We start from the raw sequence: 20,951 nt of genomic DNA, 5'->3' as shown, positions 1-20,951 counted from the left end.
AAGTGACGCTGGTGAGTAGGCAAAGTCAGCTCTCGTCAGCGGCCGCCCGCGGCGTGACGCATTGGGTCCGACAGGCGCCATCAGCGGAACTTCGCCAGGATCCGGAGAGCCGACATTGGAGGCGGTGGCGGAGGTAGCCTTGCTAGGCGCTCTGACCCGCACTCTCCCAGATCCCACAGGCGCGAGAGTCGAAGACAAAAACCTCTAAGGCGGCGAACTTTGGCGCCGCCCCTCGCATTTGGTGCCACTGGCGAGCGACTTCGACCGCGCGACGACCATCAGCAGAATCGCGTCCGCCGTAGGCACCGACAAAGACACGACCGATGGTTCCACGACCAATTAAGTCGGTCAGGTGGCTATCTTGAAGACTAAGCGAGTGGCCAACCGTGAAGAGGCTGTCACGGGCGTCTTTACAGGCAAAGCGGAACTTTCGGAACGCTTCACGTAGGTATGGATTCGCCTGGATGTGCTGAAGTTTGCGCTCCGCGCTCCCTTCTGCCACGAAGACCGGCAAGTCTTCTGCCGAAAGTCGCTCACGTATCTGGGTGATTAGGTTCCGAGGGGCAGGTCCGTGCTGGTACCGCACGCGTACAATGCGCCCCCCATCGTCAAAGATGTGAATCCCGCCGTGTAAGAAGACTATCGATAGATCGGCGTTCCTCATTCTTTCGGCTAACCACACGTCTCCCTGAAACGCATCGTGGAACTCTAGTTGCCGGCCGGGTTGCCTGGCGCCGAACGTCACCACTGTCCAATAGAGCAGCAAGTCATAGTTGACTGTGAAGACGATTCCGTGAGGAACGGTAGCGCGACCAATATACGGAGCCAGAAAGTTGGCGCAGTTTTGTAATTCCTCTCGGCGCATGGAGAATGAACTAGCTGGATGCACGAGAGTCACGGTATCAGCCAACAGTCGCCGCAGACCATCCAACCGCTCTTCGATTAGCTGGGTGGTCTCGTCTTCGTCCTCCCTGTAGGCGGCTTCCAGACCGCGAAGTAGGGAGGCCATCAGCTCTTCGAAGTTAGCGCCTTCGTGGCCGTCGAAGATTCCCTTCGCATACTCGAACTGATCGGCAGCGCTTCTCAACGCGTCATAGCGAAACTGCGTACGTGCCGAGATGCTGAAGCCGTTGCCAAGCAACAGGTGTCGCCGTCGCCCGACCGTCCGCGCCAAAGCATCGTGATATTCTATCTCGGTAATATCTTCCAAAGGCACCTCCGCTTCGCAGCGTACAGCCGTTGCATACCAGCATCGGAGGCTGAGCGAAGTATCGGAGCGCCGCCGGTTTCGGACTGCGCCAGTTGCTGACGTTGACGTCGCTCCAGATTCCGGACGTTCGACCGACGCGACGAATATCGAGGGCCAAGCCCTTCGCGCAATGATGAGCGCGCCGATCGACCTCCGGGGGAGATCTTCGCCACACTCAATCGCCGCTTGACCCCGACGGATAACCAATCAAGCTTTGCTTTGGTGCCGAATGGTCATGGTCACTTTGCAACGGGGGCTGCGTGAGCCTTTTTCCTAAACCACTTGGTACGATTGAACTTCCGCCGCTCCCAGAGCGGAGGATCAAAGTCGGTGGCAATTGGATCGTGCAGACGCCCTTCTTGGGAGCCAGCACGAAGGCTCAGATTTCATCCTCACAGTTCAAGGGTCACGATCTCATCACGACTGGACTGAGCGCGCCTTACGACGAGCTACTGCTTCGACATAAGGGAGCCCGGAAGGTCAAGAGTGACACGCCTGTGATGACCTCCTCGGGAACCCTCACCTACGACGAGCAGCCTGCCGACTTCACGTTGCAATGGGACAACCTCGGTAAGCTCGCGAACTACGTCAATACTCCCGAAAAGGTGCTCGACGCGTGGGTCAATGCCTTCGACTTTCATACTGAAGATGAGGCCGCCGGGCGCGCCGGGCTCCGAACGCCGCAGATCGGGGCCCTTCACGCCATCTCGGCGCATTTCGCCGTCGGAACGGACTTCGAGCCCGCGACGGTCGTTTTGCCGACTGGCACCGGCAAGACCGAAACGATGTTGGCGACCCAGGTCTATCGCCGCCTGGAGAGGACGCTCGTTCTCGTGCCGAGCGATGCATTGCGCTCGCAGATTGCCGGCAAGTTCATCAGTCTGGGCGTCTTGCCCGACACGACCGTGGTGCAGCACGAAATCGCCTGCCCCCGCGTAGCGGTAATCGCGACCGGATTGAAAACCGTCGATGATGCCCGCGAAATCATCCGGCAGGCGAACGTCATCGTGACCCTGCCAAACACGCTGGAGGCTTCCGACCAGGAAGCCGTGGCGGCACTAATCGAGAGCACCACCGATTTGTTCGTGGACGAAGCGCACCACGTCTCGGCCGCCACCTGGTTGTCCATTCGAGACAGGTTCGACACGAAACGCATCCTTCAGTTCACGGCCACGCCATTCCGCCGAGACACCAAACGCGGCGACGGCAAGATCATCTTTAACTACAAGCTCGGGGACGCTCAGGCGGCGGGCTACTACCGGCCAATCAACCTCCGCACCGTCGAAGAATACGGAGAGGACGAGATGCGCGATCGCGCGGTCGCCGTCGCCGCCGTCGCCGCGCTGCGCCATGACCGGGGCGAACTGAAACTCGACCACCTTCTCATGGCGCGAACCAAGTCCAAGGACAGGGCCGAGCAGATTTGCAGGCTTTACGCCGAACTCGCGCCCGACCTGAAGCCCGTATTTGTTCACTCCGGTCTGGGTGTGATCGCCACGAAGGAAGCGATGGCGAAACTGTTCGACCGGGGTCCGGATGGTTCGCGGATCGTCGTGTGTGTCGACATGCTAGGAGAAGGCTTCGACCTGCCTTACCTCAAGGTCGCGGCTCTGCACGACAATCACAAATCGCTGGCGATCACGCTCCAGTTTATCGGCCGGTTCACCCGTAAGGGCGACCCCGACAAGATTGGGGAAGCGACAGTTATTACCAACATTGCTGACCCAGAAGCGGAGAAGAAGCTGGCCGACCTCTACGCTGAAGGGGCGGATTGGGACCGGATCATCAAGCGCCTTAGTGAGGAGCGTATCGACGAAGAGCTCCGCCTGCAGGACGTCGTCTACGGTCTGAAGGCGGAAGGAACGCTTCACGATCAGCTTTCCCTTTGGAACTTGCGGCCGGGTCTGTCGGCTCAGTTCTTCCGAACCAAATGCGAAACTTGGAATCCAGTCGCGTATCAGGAAGTTCTGCCCAAAGGGGCTGAGAGCTGGTTTTCCTACAGCGAAGAGGATGGCGTCCTGGTCGCGGTCATCTGCCGCGCTGACGAGGTGGGCTGGGGCAACTACCAAAACGTCCTGAATACGATCTACGACCTTCTCGTTGTTCGTTGGGATAAGGATGCTGGTGCCCTGTGCCTCTATTCGAGCGACTACAAGGGCGTGCGTTCGGAGAAGCTCGCCCAGATTATCACCGATGACCAAACCGAGCTCGTCTCGGGCACTCCAATTTTCAATATCCTCAACAACGTCGAACTGCCGCTCGTGAAGAGCCTCGGCTCATCGCGAATTGGCGCAATTAGCTTCACCTCGTATTTCGGTCCCAACGTCACAGAAGGACTCGCGCTCATCGAGAAGGCGCAGTCCGAACTCAATAACCTCGCCTGCCTTGGCTACGAAAACGGCGAGCGCGTCATATGGGGCGGCACTCAACGCCGCGGTAAGGTCTGGCAGCAAAAAGCCGGGACGATCACCGAGTGGATCGAGTGGACCAAAGCCACCTGGGCCAAGGTCACGAAAAAGGGCGAGGAACAGGCGAACGTCATTCGCGATTTCCTAAAGCCCGAAAAGCTGGATAAGCCATATTCGTCTCAGCCCATCACGGTCCAATGGGGCGAGCAGGCGCAGCAGCGATTCAACGACCGCCAGTCGGTTCTGTTCGGCGATGTCGAAGTGCCGCTCTACGAGATCGATCTTGATCTCGGCGAAGCCGGTCCGAATGGCGAGATCCACATCCGGATCGTCAGCGACAATGCAGCTTCAGAATACAGCCTCACCATCCGGGACGGTCTGCCGGGAGGCTACCGACACGACCACGTGTCCGGCCCGCTGGTTCGCTTCAAGATCGGGAACGGCGATCCCGTCGATCTGCTGGAATACCTGCTCAAGGACCCGCTCGTTGTGCATTACGTCGACGGCACGTACTCCTACAATTGCTACCACATCCCCGCGAAGCTGGACGCCGGCCTGTTCCCGAAGGATCGCCTGGAATCTTGGGACTGGGCGGGCATTCCTCTCAACAAGGAGTCGATGCACAAGGCCGCCGATCAGGCGACGATTCAGTATCGAACAGCTGAGATTTTAAAGCCGGAATACGAAGTTGTGTTCAACGACGACGGATGCGGGGAAGCCGCTGACTTGGTATGCCTGAAGGACGTGGATGAGGACACGATCCGGCTGTGCCTCGTGCACTGCAAAGGCGCGCATGGCGGTCAGGTGTCGCGTGACATCACGAACTTCTACACCTTGTGTGGTCAGGCGCAAAAGAGCATCACCGCGAAGCATGCGGGCCTTCCAGCACTCTACCGCGATCTCAAACGTCGGCACGAAATTTGGGCTCGCGCAGGTGCGAACAGGTTTCTCAAGGGGAACATGAAGCAGTTGGCCTACTTTAAGGAGAAAGCCCGTCGCGCGAAGATCGAGTTCGAGATGATCCTCGTTCAGCCTGGCGGATCGGTCGCGACGATCACCGATGACGCGTTGCGTCTGTTAGCGACGACGGAACTTTATCTCTTCAAGACCACGCAGGCGAAGTTGCGTGTGGTAATTTCGGCCTAACCTTAAAGCAGCGGTTATTTGTCGGGCTCGCGCAAAGCAGGCCCTCCGGATCGCCGGCAAGATTCGCATCAGGGTTAGGCCTGCCGTACTTGAAAGGGCCAAAAGCGGAATTTGGCCCACCTGCAGGAACCGACATTCGGCACCCCTACTTCTTCCGGCTCGATCCGATGGTATAGCTGTCGCTTCTATCCGCCCGTCCGAGCCACGTGACCAAACGCGACGATTTCTCCAGCAAGGTCGTACAGCAGATCGCCAAGCGCGCCGGGTGGCTCTGCTCGGACCCTAACTGCCGGGCCGCCACCATCGGCGCGACTAAGGACGGCCAGGGCGAGATCAACATCGGCACCGCCGCCCACATCTGCGCGGCCGCGCCCGGAGGGCCGCGCTACGACGCCAGCCAAACTGCCGACGAGCGCAAGGCCGCCGACAACGGCATTTGGATGTGCCGCGACCACGGGAAGGCGATCGACTCCGACCCAGCGGCCTTTCCCGTCGAGATGCTGCGCGCCTGGAAGCGCCGCGCCGAGGAAGATTCCTGGCATCGCGTCGTTCGCCACAATCCCCAAGAACTCGTTGCCCCCAAGCCCGCCACGGATCCGGTGTCCGAACGCGTCCGGGCTGCGGCCCAGGCCGATCTCGAACGCTTGCGCGCCGGCGGCAAGTGGCCGGCGACAGCCTTTCCCTTGCCATTGCAACTACAAGGCTTCGATGAGCCGCTGACCACTGAGGCACTGGCCAAGGCCGGAACTGCCCTCCAGGACATGATCCTGGTCGCGCCGCCCGGCATGGGCAAGACGACAACCCTGCTGCAGATCGCCGAGGGCCTGCTTGCCAACGCCACTGGCACGCCGCTCTTCGTTGCCCTCGGCGAATGGGCCGCCCAGAACGAGACACTGCTGGAATCGATCCTGCGGCGCGGCGCTTTCGCTGGCCTATCCGACCAAGAACTGCGCGAGGCGGCCGGCGCCCAAGGCGTGTGGCTGTTGCTGGACGGCTGGAACGAGCTGGATGCCGCTGCCGCTAAACGCGCCCGGATTCAGGTCGAAGACCTTAAGGCCGAACTCCCCGCTCTGGGCCTCGTCGTCTCGACCCGTCGCCAGGCCCTGGACGTACCGTTCTCGGGCGCTCTCCTCGACATCCTGCCGCTCAATGAGGACCTGCAGGCCAATATCGCCCGAGCCATGCGCGGCCAAGTCGGCGTGGACCTCGTCGATCGCGCCTGGCGCACCGCCGGCGTCCGCGACCTGATCACGATCCCGCTCTATCTGACCGCTTTGCTCTCGCTGCCCGATGGCGCGCCGTTTCCCGAGACCAAGGAGGCCGTCATTGGCCTCTTCGTCACGGCGCACGAGCGCCAGCCCCAGCACGCCGAGACCCTGCGCGCCGTGCTCGACGGTTTCCAGTCGGACTATCTGGAAGCCCTTGCCGTCCAGGCCACCACGACCGGTAACACCACCCTGGCCGAGACCGACGCGCGGCCCTGCATCACCCGGACGGCCAAGGCGCTGGAAGACGACGGACAGATCGGGGCACGGCCCGCGCCCCACCTTGTCCTCGACACCCTCGTCAGCGACCACCTGCTGACCCGCAGTGGCGACAGCGCCGGCTTCACCTTTCAACACCAGCAATTCCAGGAATGGTACGCCGCGCGCTGGGTGCAGCGCCGAATTCTGGACGATCTGGAGGACGCCGCGCGGCGGGCCGATCTTCTCGCCCGAGTCTTCGACCTGCCGGTTTGGGAAGAAGCCATCCTCTTCTCCGTCGACCGACTGGCGCGCGGCGACGAGGCCCACCGCCGCGCCTGCGCCAGCGCGATCCTGGCCGCGTGGGACGTCGACCCGATGCTCGCTGCCGAGATGATCTACCGGGCGACCGACGCGGTTTGGGCCCTGGTGGCGCCCACCCTCGAGCCGCGTGTCAGGCGCTGGCGTCGGCCAGGCCGGCCCGACCGCGCGCTGCTCTTCATGTTGGCGTCGGGCCGCCCGGATTTCCGGGACATCCTTTGGCCAGTGTTGGCGAGCGAGGATCAGCAGGATGCTCTTTGGGCCATGCGGCAACGGGTTCGATTCAGGCCTGGTGTCCTGGGCCCGGGCGCCGCCGCCGGGGTAGCCGCGCTTCCCGTCGAACAGCGCACTATCCTACTTTACGAACTGGCGGCGCGCAGCGGCGTGGATGGCATGGATTTGGCGACCGAAATCGCCGTCGCCGACACCGACCCGCAGGTGAAGATCCGGGTAATCGAGGCCCTGTCGTTTCGCCGGGGCGACAACCACGTCGCGCGCATTCTGGGCAGCGCCAATGACGAAACCATCGCCATGGCCGCCGATCGGGACATCATCGACATCGTCGAACATGAGGGCGTTCGCGAGATGGTCKCACGGGCTCGCGAGCGCTTGCCGGTCGAACCGCAAAGCCTGGTCAGCCGGCTGCGCGCGATCGTCAACCCATTGCCTGGCGTGGACCTCACCGAGGACCTGATCGCGATCATCGCTACCGAGGATCTGGGCGCAAACGATTTCGCCGCCTCGCTCGTTCACGACGCCATCCGCATGTATCCGAAGGCTGCGGCAGCCGGGCTCCTGGCGCGAGTGCGGGCCGGACTTCCCTTGCCGTACGGCAGCGACGACACCCTGGCCGCCGCCCAGCTGAGCATCGACGATGACGATGCGCTGCTGACGCTCGCGCTGAGCCCGACGCGCGACCACGGGCGCGACGCCCATGCGGCGACGTCGGTGCTCGGCCCGGCGGGCGTGGCGCGCCTCGTCGATGCCTACCTGGAAACCGTTCCAACTGTGCGGACCGAAATAGAGGCATCGCGACGGTACAGCGACCTGCAGGGGCGGCTCGGTTGGGCGTCGATCGATCACCTATTAGCGTCGGTCATTGCTCGCGCCCACGGCGCGGACAACGAAATCCTCTTTCGTCTGGCCGATCTGCTCCGACACAGGCTGTCCCAGCCGGGGCAGCGCGGGCAAGCTCTGACTACCGACGTCCCGGCGACGGTCGCGGCGTTGATCGCGGCATGGGCCGAACAGATGCTCGCCACCGACGCCAGCCGCCAACAAACCGCGAGCCTGGCCCGGCTCGCGACGGTCGAGCCATCGCCAGCGCTTTTGCCGATCGTCAAACGCCTGCTCGACGACGAACTGCGGCGCTACCGGGGATTCCGCGAGGCCGCGATCGCGCTGCACTGGCGTCCATCGCAGGCCGTGCAGGAAGCCCAAAGCCCGCTGTCTCATGACTATCAGGCCGCGCTTACGGCCATTGGAACGCCGGACGTCGTCACCCTCTTGGCCGAATACCTCACCGATGGCGAGTTCGGCGACAAAGCGGCGCTGATCCTCGCCGACCTTTGGCGCCGGGCCAACGATCCGCCCCGGCCACATCACTTTGGCCTTGATATCTCGCGCGTAGCCGAACGGCGGGCTGAGCGCGCGGCCCGGCCCGATGCGACATGCCCGGAAGCTGAGACCATCCTGGCGGTCGTCGAACAGATCTTGACCTCCGCGCCCGACGAGGCCCAGCAGCAACGGGCGGTCAGGCTCGCCGCAACCGCACTGCGCCTTCCTCACGGCCAACGGCCCGCACTGCTTCGGACGCTCATCGATCTGGCGCCGCGCGAACACCGCGCCAACCTGCTGCTGAGTCTGGTGCTATCGGGAGAGATCATCGCTTTTGACGATGTCGCCACGGGCGTGGCTGAGACCTACGAGGCGGCCAAGACACAGACCTGGATCCTGATCGACGGCAACGGCTGGGCGCTGCGCGACTGGCTTCGCCTCCTGCCTTTCGTTGATCGACCGCTCGAGATTTTGGGCCTGGTTGCGGGCCTGCCCGAAGCGCAACGCCGTCCCCGGTTCCTTGAAGAGGTCGTCGGCGGACTTGCACAAGCGCCTTCGCTCGACACCGAGACGGTACTTTTTGCCCTCCCGCAGCAGGACCCGGCCTTCTACGAGGAGCGCCACTGGCGCGACACTGTTCTTGCCTTGGACACCCACTCGTCCCGTTGCCGCCTCATCGACCTGATCGCCGACGGAACCTACCTGCGCGACGCTGGCGACCATTGGCACATGGTGCGCACCATCGCGGGCCTTGTCGCGGAGGCGCCGGATCTGCGCGCCTATATCTATCAGCTGCTCGATGGGCTCCCGCAGTTTCCCGGACTGCCCAGCCTGGCGGCGATCGTGGCCGCATGCGCCGACGACAACGGCGTACTGATCCTAGTTCGGCTGGAAAACGCGCTCGGGCGTCGGTTCCTCGACCAGCGCGCGATCGAGGAAGCCGTCACCGAGCGTCGTCCGCACGAAGGCATGCAGAACGCGTATGACATCGTCCCTCGGCCGGCCGCGGCGCTGCGCGCCAACCTGCTGGCGATGGTCGCCGACGGCGGGTCGCGCGATGCGGCGGCCCGGCGCCTGGCCGATATCGACCTGGTCCGCGACGAGTACGGCTGGCCCGAGTACGATCCCCGTCACCCCGATCTCGCTTCAGGTCGCGCTTGGCCGATCATTCCCGCCCCGGCTGTTCTGGGCGCAGACGCCCTGTCCGGTGCGCCGGCCAAAGATGATCTGTCACAGTAGCCCGTTCGACAGCATTGAGTTGCGTACCTTCGACACCTCCGGGTGGGACAGAACAGTCGGCCCGTTCGGTCATCACCGGAACTCAACCAGACACGAAAGAGGGGGCAACATGCGGCGGGTGTTTTCCAATGGCGGCAAGTTCGACTACGTCCGCAATCCGTTCGAACGTCTGGCCGGCAAGGCCTCACGCCTGCATCTGGCAGCCCCCTATTTCACGGCGTCCGATCCAGTCGTCGAAGCGGCCTCGGCGGGCAAAACCGTGCAGCTTCTCGTGGGCTTGAATAGCGCGACCCATCCGGAAGCCCTGGCCGCCGTGCTCAAGGCGCCGAACGTGGCGGTCCGGTTTCTGACGCATCGTTTCCACGCCAAGATCTACATCTTCGACGATTGCGCTCTTCTCGGCTCTGCCAACCTCACCGACGGCGGCCTCAGCTCCAACCGCGAGGCAGCGATTTGCCTTGATCAGGCGGAGGACTTCCAGGCCATCGAAGAAGTGCGCGCACTGTTCCTGGAACTCTGGGAGCAGGCCAAGGTTCTGACGCCAGCGATCCACGAAGCCTTTGCCCGCGCCTGGCGCGCCGGCCAGCCCAAGGGTCCTGGTCCCGACGAACTGATCGAAGAGGCTGTGGGGCGGGCCCAGCCCCGCAGCATCACCGTCGGCAGCGAGTCCAAGTCCAAGGAGCGCCTGTTCCAGGATGGTCTCCAGCGCCAGATCTACGAGCAGTACCGGCCAGCCTTCTCCGAGGTCAGCGACGTCCTGTCCGAAAATGGCTTCCGACGTCCCGAACTCGAGGTCATCGGCCTCGCGAACGAAGCCAACCGTTTTCTGAACTGGGTGAGGCTGAGCTACGTCATCGGAGATGAAGCGTGGCGAGCTGCTCCCCAGCTGCCGGCCGCTGAGCGCCGCGAGCGCCTTCTCCACCTTGGCGCCGAATGGGCCAAGACCACCGACAACATGGTGCCGGCGACCTACGTCGGCTGGCTGCGGACCGTGGACCAGACTTTCGGCTCCTCTGCAGCCTTGGAGGCCGCCTCCAAGGAGCAGATTACCCAGGGCCTGCTCTCGCTGCACGCCTTCACCGAACAACTCAGGTTCGTCAAAGGCGGCCTCGCCGCCCTGCCCGCAGCCTTTTGGGCGGCCAATAACGACGACGTCGAGCGGGTGCGGCGCACCCTTGCGCACCTCATCCACGGTCCGGGCGATTTCGTCCCGCGCCTGCATGACGTGCTGTATGACCCTCGAATGAAGCTCGGCAATTTCGGTTTCTTCAGCGCCTTGGAGCTGTTCGGCACCGTGAAACCGGAGGTGTCGCCGCCGATGAACGGTCGCATGGCCAAGGCGCTGCGCTATCTGGGTTTTGATGTGAAGGCCGCCTGAGGGCCTGAAACCGTGTCAAACCAGCGGGCTGATCGCCGGGGCGCGGCCGCGCAAAGCGACAGCTAGGCGGATCACTGCGCGGCCATAGTCGGTAGCCAGAAAGCCCTGCCAGCCGTGTTGGCTGTGTGTGTTTACTTGGTACCTGACCCCGCGCGCACTTAGCACGAGTTCCAAGGGCCAACTTTGCGCCTTAGGGTGGAACTTTGCTCCCGTCCTCGTCGTCTACTGCTAGGCCGCCATGAAGCTCGATCCCCGCTTTAAGAAGATACTCGCCGAGAAGCTGGAAGGCGTGCTTGCTGGGATCACGGTCTATGGCGGCATTCTCGGCTATCAGGACACCGATACGATCGACGGGATTGATCGGTCTTTCGCGAGTGGCGATGTGGCTTCTCTCAAGGAGTATATCTCCGAGAACCCGTTCGCCGATTTCCTGGACGACTACCTGCGGAAAAAGGTCAGCGCGGAGGGCTTTCTCTACGCCGATGGTTGTGCGCTATCGGCCATCAACGGGTTCAGTGACCTCGCTGCTCTTTCCGGCGAGATCATCGACGCCATTGAAGCCGTCCCGCATACCTACGCATTTTCCATTCCCCTGCCGCAAACCCTGAACAGCCAGTTTCAGTCGAGTGGCCTTTGGGAGCTGAGCGAACGCATCCATATCGGTAAGGGGGAGCATCTTCACCGCGCCTATGACGTTCCATCACTCACCAATGGGAAAGGGCAAAACTTCGGCAAAGGCCACGCCATTATGGTGGTCAACAATGCCCATCTAGTTGTGCGCGGAACCGGGTACGTTCTGGGCAGAGAGATGAGCCATCCGTATCATCGCGCCTTGGAGGACATTCGCGCGATGTTCGGCCTCATGTTGGCGCTTGGTTTGGTTAGACTGAACTACTTGCCAGCCACCTCCGATAACGAAATGTGGATCACTCTCAATCGGCAGGTTGGCGGCGTATTTCGCTACGAGGGCACGTTCCGTCTAGACTCGGCTTGGAGCCATGTGCTCAGCCGCTTAGTCTTTCCACCGACCAATCCCGCAGTCCCTCCGCAGTGGGCTTATGCTGTCGGTCGGCACCTCACGACCTTGGAATATATCCTGGCTAGCGAAAAGCATGGCAGGCGGCTCAAGCTCGCCGCGCAGTGGTTCTTCGACAGCTACGCGGGCGACAATCAGTTGCTTCAATATGTCCAGGCCATGGTCGCTTTGGAAATCCTTGTCGGAGGCACAAAGGACGAGAATGCCGACGTTGGCATTGGCAAGCTCATGCGAAATCGGATCGCATATCTGATCGGACGCAGCATCGAAGAGCGCGAGCAGATTATGAAGACCTTCGATGCGATTTACGCCGTGCGATCTAACATTGTCCACGCGGGCTACAGCCGTCTCACTGGCGAGCAGCTGGACCAACTCGTTGTGCTTCAGGAGTACGTCGCGCGGGTCATCGCCGCTGAGGCTAAACTCATCACGCCTGACGACGCTTACGAGATGACATTTTGGGTCAAGGCGACGGCCGATCTGGAAGAGCCTGAGGAGCCAGAGGTAGCGCCCGCGCCAAAGTGGGAGCCAGGACCTCCAGGGCCGGTGCCTGAATGGGTGACGAAGCATTCCAAGCCAGCAACAGACGAGGCTGCGTCATGATGGGCTATCCCGATCCTGATTTCGATGACGAATACGATATTCCCTCGGCTGACCCTGCTATCAGGCAGAATTACGAAGCCGCTCTTGGGAGGTTCATTCTCGCTCACAACGAGATTGATCGGCACCTTACGCTCTTGCTTGAGAAGTGCGTCGCGGAACTCGGCAATCCAATTGCCCTCAAGGATTTCACCAAGGGTATGTTCAAGGTGCGACTTGATCGCCTCGCAGTCCTACAAGCGATGCCAGTTGACCTTCGCCTAAATGGCCTGGACCTCGCGGAGATCACCGACCTAAACGAGGAACGCAATAAAGTCGCGCATGGTCATTTTGAGCAGAATATCTACGACGGCAGCTACGAGCTGATAACCAACAAGGCGCATTTCGCACACTACACGATTGAGCGGCTTGAGGCCCTTTCGGCTCGAATGATGACGCAGATTATGCAGCTCCGTCCGACCGTCATGTTCTACGAGCGCTACGAACTTCCACCGGGTGCCAAGCTGCTAAGCTAGTACAGAGAGGTAGCGATGGCGGTAGCTCGGTCTCAGTATGTCGGACCTCATCGTGGCCCGCTCCGCCCACTTGAGGCGGCTGTCCTAAAGTATCGCACCTACCAGATGATGCTCGTGCTCTTCCACGCGGAAGACCTACGGAACCAGATACAGGACGCGCACGAGGCTCACGAGCGCATCAAGCGAGCTTTGGCCGGAAGGCAAGGTGACGACCCGAAGGCACAGGCAGAACTGGAGTCGGAACCTGGACCGAACAAGCGGCTCAGCCGGGCTTTCAAGGCGCTGATACGGGACGGTGTGATCACCGAGGAGGAGCGTAAGGGCATTGAGCCCGCAATCGCCTTCAGGAACGATATCGCTCACGATCTCCACATCCTAACCGCAGACCTTAGCAACGAGCGGTGGGCGCGGGATTTGGTGCGAGTCAGGGAGTTTCAGAAGACGGAGGACCAGCGTCCGCTTAGCGGCCTGTCCAAGCTGAAGCCGCTTCACCTTCCCCAACATGATTACGATGCCCTGGATAAAATCCGAGCATTCAGCAAGCTCCTCTCTCAGCGAGTCCGTGAGCAGCAGCGCGCAAGCTCGATCAGAATGGAGTCGATGGCATTTTCGGCGGCGGAGCGTGTCTACGACGCAGAGTTAAAACGGCTAGATCGGATCATCGGCCGATTGATGAACGAGCGTGACGCTGAGGACGAGGCCTTGCGCCGGGAAGTAGACTTGCGCGGTACAGGGCTGGAGGATTTCGACAGTCCTGGCCATCCCTACTCGTCCTATGACGATGGTCGGCTGACGAAGCGCGGCGTCGAAATCTGCTACCGCCTTTTCGACCTAGGAAAGTCACCGCTCGCCGTGGCGAACCTGTTCAGGATTTCCTTGGTGTCCGCGCGTAAGCGCCTTGGGATGTGGAAGGCCCTTGGAGGCAATGAGCGTCCGGCAGTCGATCTAGATGCGCTACCGCGCAGAGTATTTTACCTCGACTACGACGATTGAGGATCCGCGTTCGCAGTACCGACGTCGCTAGCGCCTCGACCGTTGCCAGGAAGCGGACGTTCCGAAGGTCGGAGAAGAGTCAGGGTTGCTCCTCCGGGACGTCAGCAACAACCTCCCGCTTCAGCAGTCGGCCGTCCGTAAGGCGCTTGGCCAGGAGGTCGACAAACGCCGCGTAGCGTTCCTGTCCTTTTGATGCCGCTGCACGATCCTCAGCGGAAGACATCACCGGCGTGATCTTGAGCCAGGTCTTCACATGAAGCGCCACGGCTTCGGTGACGATCGTGACGTCGCGCTCAATGCGATCGAGTTGCCGAGATAGTCGATCGATCCGACGGGTCAGCGCCGCCTCTGCCGCTTCTGCGGAGTCCGGAGACAGGTACGACTCGATCGCCGCCCGGGCGATCTCCGACTTGCCCCGTCCCGAGCGCTCCGACAGGACCTCGAGCCTGCGGATAGTGTCGGGGGGAAGGAAGACCTTGGTGGGGATCTTCATGAGTCACCGCCCAGCGGAATGCCGTCGTCTTGGTCCATAGCGGTCTGCCGGGCGACGCCGGCAAACCGACGCTGCATCTCCCGCCCCTGCTGCGCCTCGTCACCGTCCCCATCCGACTCCAGATCAACCGGGTCCACGATCGGATCTGCCGCATTGTGCTCATGGCCCGCCAGCTCCGGCTCCTGCTTCAACCCGCCATCGTCGGCGCTTGATTTAATCGGCGGCGTCGCCGCCTCTGACGGCGTCGGCGCGATCACCCAAGCAGATGGACCGCTGGCGAGGGGGCGTCGTTCGACGCCGGCGATCGGTCGCAGACGTCCAGCGAGCCGCGTGTCGGCATAGTAGCGGATCTTCCGCGCCCGAATGGGCGGCGCTCCGGCGACCAGGACGATGGCGTCTTGCGATGGAAGCTGCATGACCTCGCCCGGCGTCAGCAGCGCCCGCGCCGTTTCCTGGCGCGAAACCATCAAATGTCCGAGCCAAGGTGAGAGCCTGTGGCCCGCATAATTCTTCATCGCCCTCATCTCTGTGGCCGTGCCCAGGCTGTCGCTGATCCGGCGCGCCGTGCGCTCATCGTTGGTCGCGAACGCCACGCGGACGTGGCAATTGTCCAAAATGGCGTTATTCGGCCCGTAGGCTTTTTCAATCTGGTTCAGCGACTGGGCTATTAGAAAAGCCCGAATTTTGTAGCCGGCCATGAACGCCAGCGAGGCTTCGAAGAAGTCCAGGCGCCCCAAGGCCGGAAACTCGTCGAGCATCAGCAGCAGAGGCCGACGCGCGCGCGACGCTTCCAGACCTTCGGTCAGTCGCCGGCCGATCTGGTTGAGGATCAGACGGATCAGCGGCTTGGTCCGGCTGATGTCCGACGGCGGCACCACGAGATAGAGGCTGACAGGCTTGTCGGCCTCGACCAAGTCGGTGATGCGCCAATCGCACCGCGAGGTGACTGCCGCGACCACCGGATCGCGATAGAGCCCCAAGAAGCTCATCGCGGTCGAGAGCACCCCGCTGCGCTCGTTGTCGCTCTTATTCAGAAGCTCTCGGGCTGCGCTGGCGACGACGGGGTGGACGCGGTCTCCAAGGTGCCGTGTCGCCATCATCACCCGCAGCGTCGCCTCGATCGACCGCGCCGGGTCGGCCAGGAAGTTGGCGACACCGGCCAAGGTCTTGTCCGGTTCGGCGTAGAGCACGTGCAGGATCACGCCAACGAGCAGGCTGTGGGACGTTTTCTCCCAGTGATTTCGGCGCTCGAGCGCCCCTTCGGGGGGTGCAAACGGAGTGGCGGTTTCGCGGGGACCCGGCTGCAGCCGTCGCCGCGCTCGAGATCCTCGAGGCCCTCACGCCCGCGAAGCTGGGCGGAAACCGATACGAAGTGCGCCAGGGGGCAGCGCCCCCAAGCGCGCGGTCGCGCCAGCGACCGCCCACAAGGAAGGGCCCCTCGCCGATCGTCCTTCAGGAACGCGTGGGGCGAGCTCAGAGAATGAGGCTGTGGCGGATGAAGGACGGGGCGTGACGAGACGCGCCCGCGCGTCGGTCCAGGTCTCAGCCGGCGTCGAGCTGCGCGCCGCTCGCGGCGTGCGCCGCGCCGGCCCGGCCACATCCAAGATAGGCCTGGCGCCAGGCCGCGCCGAGCACCTCGGCGAGCAGGGCGCGGTCGACCGTCTTGAGATGGATGAGCGTGACCCCGGAATTGCGCCGCCGGCCCGGCTCGCGCGCGAAGGCGTTGGAGGCGGCCAGGGCCCTTCGCTGGTCGCCGGCGTTCAGCTTGACCACCGCCCAACCCTCGGCGGGCCAGCCCAGGGTGGCGAAAACCTTCGCGCCCACGCGGTACTGGACCGTGTCGAGCACGGGCTTGCGCTGCACGTCGGGACCGATGCCAGCGGCCAGGTCCATGAATTCGTCCGGCGTCATCCCAAGCCCTCGCACGTCCGTCCCCTCCTGAGGCCCCGAGTCGGGGACAGGGAGCAAGATGGCGGCGGACGGCGTCAGGGGCGGTCGTAGGCGGGCAGGACCGCGTCGTAGCCGCAGCGGCGGGGGAGGACAGGCTGGTCAGGGGCGGTTCGGGCCCGCTTCATCGAGCCCGAACCGGAATGGCGAAATCCCCCTGCCGAAATCGGGCTTAGGAACCTGCATCGCGCCCCGTGTCCGCCGGCTCAGGCGGCCTCGACGGGGCGTGCATGGCCTGGGCGGCCCAGCGCCCGAAGCGCAGGCTACGGAACGCTTTTCGGTCGATGCCTTCGGCCGGGAGTGCTTGCGGCAGATGGCCTCATGACCGCCATTGCCGCTTTAAGATAACCAGCCGGGCGCTAAGAGCGTCCGCATGACTGTTCGTCCCAGCCAAGACGCTCATATCGTTATCCGGCAAGACGTACGCCTGCTGCTGACGCTGGCGGCCGTTGTGCTTGTTGTCGTGATCGCCAGCTGCGCAGCGCTGTTGACCTTTTCCGTCGCCTCGGTGAACGAACTTCAGGCCCGGCAGGAGCAAGCCCTGGCCGAGCGGACCTTGCAGCGCTGGACAGGCAAGCTCAGCGCCGATTTGACCACGGCCACCGTGTGGGACCAAGCCTACCGCCAATTCCACCCAGGCGGTGACCAGGCATGGGCAGACGCCGAGATAGGCACCTTCTTCGTCAACAATCGAGGCGTTGATCTGGCCTTGGCTTTCGACGCCAACGACCGTCCTTTTTATGCCTACGACCGACAAGGGACACGCTCGATCGACCAGCTTGCTGATTTTAGCGTCCAGGTGCGTCCCATGCTGGCGCAGCTCAGGCGAACCGCACTTGCGAGCCACCTCGAGCGGCCCAACGCTCCGCCCACCGCGCCGGAATTGTCCAGCACCCTCAGCAGCGTCATGCGCTGGCGCGGCGCGGTGTATTTCGTTTCTGGATCCACGGTGGTCCCCGAGGACGCCGCCGACGCCCTAAGGGCGGGTCGAACGGTCGTGCTTTTCACGGCCGTCCGGGCCGACCCCGGCTTTCTAGGGGCTTTGAAGAGCGACCTTCATCTAAATGACGTGGGGATCGTCCCCGCAGGCGCCAAAGCCGGGCTGCAACTGCGCGACTTCGCCAATCAACCCGTCGCGGGCGTGAAGTGGACGCCCAGGCGACCAGGCTTTCAGGTCTTCCGGGAAGCGGGGGTCCTGATCGGGCTTGCGGTGGCCCTGCTCGCCCTTGTGGGGTGGGCGCTGATCGCGCGCATCGGCAAGATCGTCCGCCGCGTGGATCGTAACGGCGCCGAACTTCAGGCCGCCCTTGAGGCTCAGGTGCATGCGCACCAGGCGGCGGAAGCGGCCAACCGGAGCAAGAGCGAGTTCCTCGCGAATATGAGCCACGAGATTCGCACGCCTCTGAACGGCGTCCTTGGCATGCTGCAAGTGATCGAACGTGATGGGCTGCCCCGGCAACAAGCCCAGAGGATCGCCATCGCCCGAGAGTCGGGCGAGATGCTTTTGGTGTTGCTCAACGACCTGCTTGACCTGGCCAAGATCGAGGCGGGCGGCCTGGCCCTCGATCAGCGCGACTTTGATCTTGAGAACACGCTCACCATGACGTGCAGGACCTACGCCGATCTCGCCGCACAAAAGCGGCTGCGGCTGGATCTCGACGTCGAAGACGACCTTGGCGGCTATTGGTTGGGCGACGAGCTTCGCCTGCGCCAAGTCATCGGCAACCTGGTGTCCAACGCGGTGAAATTCACTGAAGCTGGCAGCGTTGAAGTCAGCGCCCGTCGCCTTGGTGCTGCGATCCGCTTCACCGTAGCCGACACCGGCGTGGGCATGATCTCCGAAGCCTTGCCGCGCATTTTCGAGAGCTTCGTCCAGGGCGACGCGTCGACCACGCGGGTTTATGGCGGCACCGGCCTTGGCCTTGCGATCAGCCGCCGCCTGGTGAACGCCATGGGCGGCGAACTTCACGTTAAAAGCTGGCCAGACCAAGGCTCCTGCTTCTGGTTTGACCTGACCTTGGAACGCGGCGCGGCTCCTGAAACGGCGCCTCCAGCCATCGAAGCACCTGTTCGGGCTGCCCGACTCCTGGCGGTCGATGACAACCGCACCAATCGTGTTCTCATCCAGGCGCTGCTTGAACCGCTGGGTCTGGATATCACCTTGGCGACTAACGGCCGCGAAGCGGTGGAAGTGTTCGCCGCAGAGGCGTTCGACATCGTGCTGATGGATATCCAAATGCCGATCATGGACGGCGTGGCCGCGACCAAGGCGTTCAGGACGCTCGAAGCGCGTCAGGACAGATCTCGCACGCCGATCCTTGCCCTGACCGCCAACGTCATGCCGCACCAGATCGAGAGCTACCTCGCGGCCGGCATGGATGGATATGTCGCCAAGCCCTTCAAAGCCGAAGCCTTGGTCCAGGCGATGGTCGAAGCGCTGGATCGCGACGTCTCCTAGCCGCGCGCCAGTCGTTGCCGCCTTCGATCGGTCATAGACGTCCGCCGTGGAAGCCCTGCGACCAAACGCCACGCGCCCTGGCCTTAACCACGCTTTAGCCGGCCGCCCGCACAATGGCGCGGTAGTTTTCGGCGTGAGGCGCGGTGATGAAGCTCGATGATCTGAAGATCTCCACCAAAGTCGTGCTGCCGGCGTTGCTGCTCGTGGCCGTGGCGATGGCGTGCGTGGCCGGCGGTGTTTGGCAGGCGCGCCGGATCGAATCCTCGGCGCAGATCCTGGTCGATGCTCGCGCGCCCGCCGAGCTGGCGACCTCACGGTTCAACCGGCAGGTGACGTCGATCGGCTACTCGGCCTATCGCACGATCGCCTATGACGGCGCCTCTCAGACCGCTCAAGAAGCTTCCGCCGACATCGAAACGGCGTACGGCAAGGGCAACGCCTTTCTCGACAAGGTCATCGCCGCCGATCCGACTTCCGCACAGCAGATCAACGGCTTCCGCGCCCGTTTCAAGTCGATCCACGCCAGCGCCCGGCAAGGGGCCGACATGGGCCTGCAGAACGCCGACGACGCGGCCAAGATGATGATGGGCGATATCGATCCGCAGATCGTCGGCTTGAACAAGGATGTCGCCAATTGGATCGACCACCACGGCGCCGAAACTCAAGCAATGGTCGCGCAGTCCAAGGCCGACGCCAACCGCGGCGCCGTCTTGACGGTGGCGCTCAGCATCGCCGCCGCAGCAGCCGCCCTGGCCTTCGCTGTCTGGATCGGCCGTTCCAAGATCGCCGGCCCGCTGCTGGCCACGTCCAAGACCATGGAAGTGCTGGCCCAAGGCAGCGTCGACGTCGAGGTCAAGGGCGCCGAGCGCAAAGACGAGGTCGGCGCCATGGCCCGCTCGGTCCAGGTGTTCAAGGACAACGCCCTGGCCCTGCGCACCGCCGAGGCCGCCCAGCAACGCGCCAGCGCCGAGACCGAAGCCGAACGCGCCCGCAACCAGGACGCGGCCGAAGCCGCCGCCCGCGAGCAGGCCTTCGTCATGGAACACATCGCCACGGGCCTGACCCGCCTGGCGGACGGCGACCTGACCTATCGCGTCGACGCCGACTTCCCGCAGGCCTACCAGCGCCTGCAGAGCGACTTCAACGGCGCCATCACCCAGATGGAAGACGCCATGCGCACCATCGTCCACGCCGCCAACAGCATCGGTTCGGGTTCGGACGAGATCGCCTCGGCCGCCGACGACCTGTCGCGCCGCAGCGAGCAGCAGGCCGCCAGCCTGGAAGAGACCGCCGCCGCCCTGGACGAGATCACCGCCACGGTGAAGCGCTCGTCGGCCGGCGCCGTCGAGGCCTCGCGCGTCGTCACCTCGACCCGTTCGGACGCCGAACGTTCGGCCGTGGTGGTGCGCGGCGCCGTCGACGCCATGAACCAGATCGAGAAGTCGTCGCAGGAGATCAGCCAGATCATCGGCGTGATCGACGAGATCGCCTTCCAGACCAACCTGCTGGCCCTGAACGCCGGCGTCGAAGCGGCTCGCGCCGGTGACGCCGGCCGAGGCTTCGCGGTCGTCGCCCAGGAAGTCCGGGCCCTGGCCCAGCGCTCGGCCGACGCCGCCAAGGAGATCAAGACCCTGATCTCGTCCTCGACCCAGCAAGTGGGCCAAGGCGTGTCGATGGTCGGCCAGACAGGCGAGGCCCTGCAGGCCATCGTCGGCAAGGTCAGTGAGATCGACGCCCTGGTCAGCGAGATCGCCGCTGGCGGCGCCGAGCAGGCCACCGGCCTCAATGAGGTCAACGCCGCAGTCAACCAGATGGATCAGACCGTCCAGCAGAACGCCGCCATGGTCGAGCAATCGACGGCCGCCAGCCACGCCCTGAAGGGCGAGGCCAATAGCCTGATGCAGATGATCGGCAGGTTCCAGGTCAGCGGCGCTCAAACCGCCCGCACGACCACGACACGCCGCGCTCCTCCGGCCACCCAGGTGTCGCGTCTGGCTCCGCGCCCGGCCGTGGCTCCGGCCAGCTCGGCCAGCCGCCCCGGCGCCAACCCGGTCCGCGCGGCCCAGGCCAAGCTGGCCGCCTTCGCCGGCTCGGCTCAGCCGGCCAGCGAAGGCTGGGAAGAGTTCTAGGCCATCTGCAACGGGATCG

General features: G+C 63.5%; 11 protein-coding genes and 1 pseudogene. 8 read left to right on the top strand and 4 right to left on the bottom strand.

Going from position 1 to position 20,951, the window contains the following annotated elements; genetic code table 11:
* Nucleotides 1-142: 142 nt before the first annotated feature.
* A complete protein-coding gene (locus AC1DMQ_RS14510; protein ID WP_477034263.1) occupies nucleotides 143-1,210 on the bottom strand; it encodes a DUF4917 family protein in 1,068 nt (355 codons plus the stop codon).
* A gap of 383 nt (nucleotides 1,211-1,593) precedes the next feature.
* Between AC1DMQ_RS14510 and AC1DMQ_RS14505 the strand changes: the two genes are divergently transcribed.
* From AC1DMQ_RS14505 to AC1DMQ_RS14480, 6 genes are all read left to right on the top strand, one after another.
* Complete coding sequence (locus tag AC1DMQ_RS14505) at nucleotides 1,594-4,803, top strand: DEAD/DEAH box helicase (RefSeq protein ID WP_477034262.1); 3,210 nt, start codon at nucleotides 1,594-1,596, stop codon at nucleotides 4,801-4,803.
* Nucleotides 4,804-5,009: 206 nt separating this feature from the next.
* Nucleotides 5,010-9,383 (top strand): hypothetical protein, encoded by a 4,374-nt coding sequence (locus AC1DMQ_RS14500; protein WP_477034261.1) that lies wholly within the window; start codon nucleotides 5,010-5,012, stop codon nucleotides 9,381-9,383.
* Nucleotides 9,384-9,492: 109 nt separating this feature from the next.
* Entirely contained in the window at nucleotides 9,493-10,761 is a 1,269-nt protein-coding gene (locus AC1DMQ_RS14495) for a phospholipase D-like domain-containing protein (protein ID WP_477034260.1), read from the top strand.
* Between the two features lie 238 nt (nucleotides 10,762-10,999).
* Entirely contained in the window at nucleotides 11,000-12,400 is a 1,401-nt protein-coding gene (locus AC1DMQ_RS14490) for a hypothetical protein (protein WP_477034259.1), read from the top strand.
* Nucleotides 12,397-12,912 (top strand): hypothetical protein, encoded by a 516-nt coding sequence (locus AC1DMQ_RS14485; protein ID WP_477034258.1) that lies wholly within the window; start codon nucleotides 12,397-12,399, stop codon nucleotides 12,910-12,912. Before AC1DMQ_RS14490 ends, AC1DMQ_RS14485 begins: the two co-directional genes overlap by 4 nt.
* A 105-nt stretch (nucleotides 12,913-13,017) precedes the next feature.
* A complete protein-coding gene (locus AC1DMQ_RS14480; protein ID WP_477034257.1) occupies nucleotides 13,018-13,905 on the top strand; it encodes a hypothetical protein in 888 nt (295 codons plus the stop codon).
* A gap of 79 nt (nucleotides 13,906-13,984) precedes the next feature.
* Here AC1DMQ_RS14480 and AC1DMQ_RS14475 read toward each other — a convergent pair whose 3' ends face one another.
* From AC1DMQ_RS14475 to AC1DMQ_RS14465, 3 genes and pseudogenes are all read right to left on the bottom strand, one after another.
* Nucleotides 13,985-14,398, bottom strand: a complete 414-nt coding sequence (locus AC1DMQ_RS14475; protein ID WP_477034256.1) for a ribbon-helix-helix protein, CopG family — start codon at nucleotides 14,396-14,398, stop codon at nucleotides 13,985-13,987.
* A pseudogene (gene traG / locus AC1DMQ_RS14470) lies at nucleotides 14,395-15,663 on the bottom strand (IncP-type conjugal transfer protein TraG); the annotation flags it as partial. The gene AC1DMQ_RS14475 and the pseudogene traG, both read right to left, overlap by 4 nt.
* Before the next feature lie 277 nt (nucleotides 15,664-15,940).
* The gene (locus tag AC1DMQ_RS14465; RefSeq protein ID WP_477034255.1) at nucleotides 15,941-16,309 is read right to left on the bottom strand and encodes an MmcQ/YjbR family DNA-binding protein; all 369 of its coding nucleotides are present in this window, start codon (nucleotides 16,307-16,309) and stop codon (nucleotides 15,941-15,943) included.
* A 409-nt stretch (nucleotides 16,310-16,718) separates the two neighbouring features.
* Between AC1DMQ_RS14465 and AC1DMQ_RS14460 the strand changes: the two genes are divergently transcribed.
* Both AC1DMQ_RS14460 and AC1DMQ_RS14455 read left to right on the top strand, forming a co-directional pair.
* The gene (locus AC1DMQ_RS14460; RefSeq protein WP_477034254.1) at nucleotides 16,719-18,803 is read left to right on the top strand and encodes a hybrid sensor histidine kinase/response regulator; all 2,085 of its coding nucleotides are present in this window, start codon (nucleotides 16,719-16,721) and stop codon (nucleotides 18,801-18,803) included.
* 146 nt (nucleotides 18,804-18,949) lie between these two features.
* The gene (locus AC1DMQ_RS14455; protein ID WP_477034253.1) at nucleotides 18,950-20,932 is read left to right on the top strand and encodes a methyl-accepting chemotaxis protein; all 1,983 of its coding nucleotides are present in this window, start codon (nucleotides 18,950-18,952) and stop codon (nucleotides 20,930-20,932) included.
* Nucleotides 20,933-20,951 lie beyond the last annotated feature (19 nt).

It is taken from the genome of Caulobacter sp. 05L422 (genome assembly GCF_056397765.1).
The sequence above is the reverse complement of the archived record's forward strand: the minus strand, read 5'-3'. Positions and strand labels throughout refer to the sequence as shown.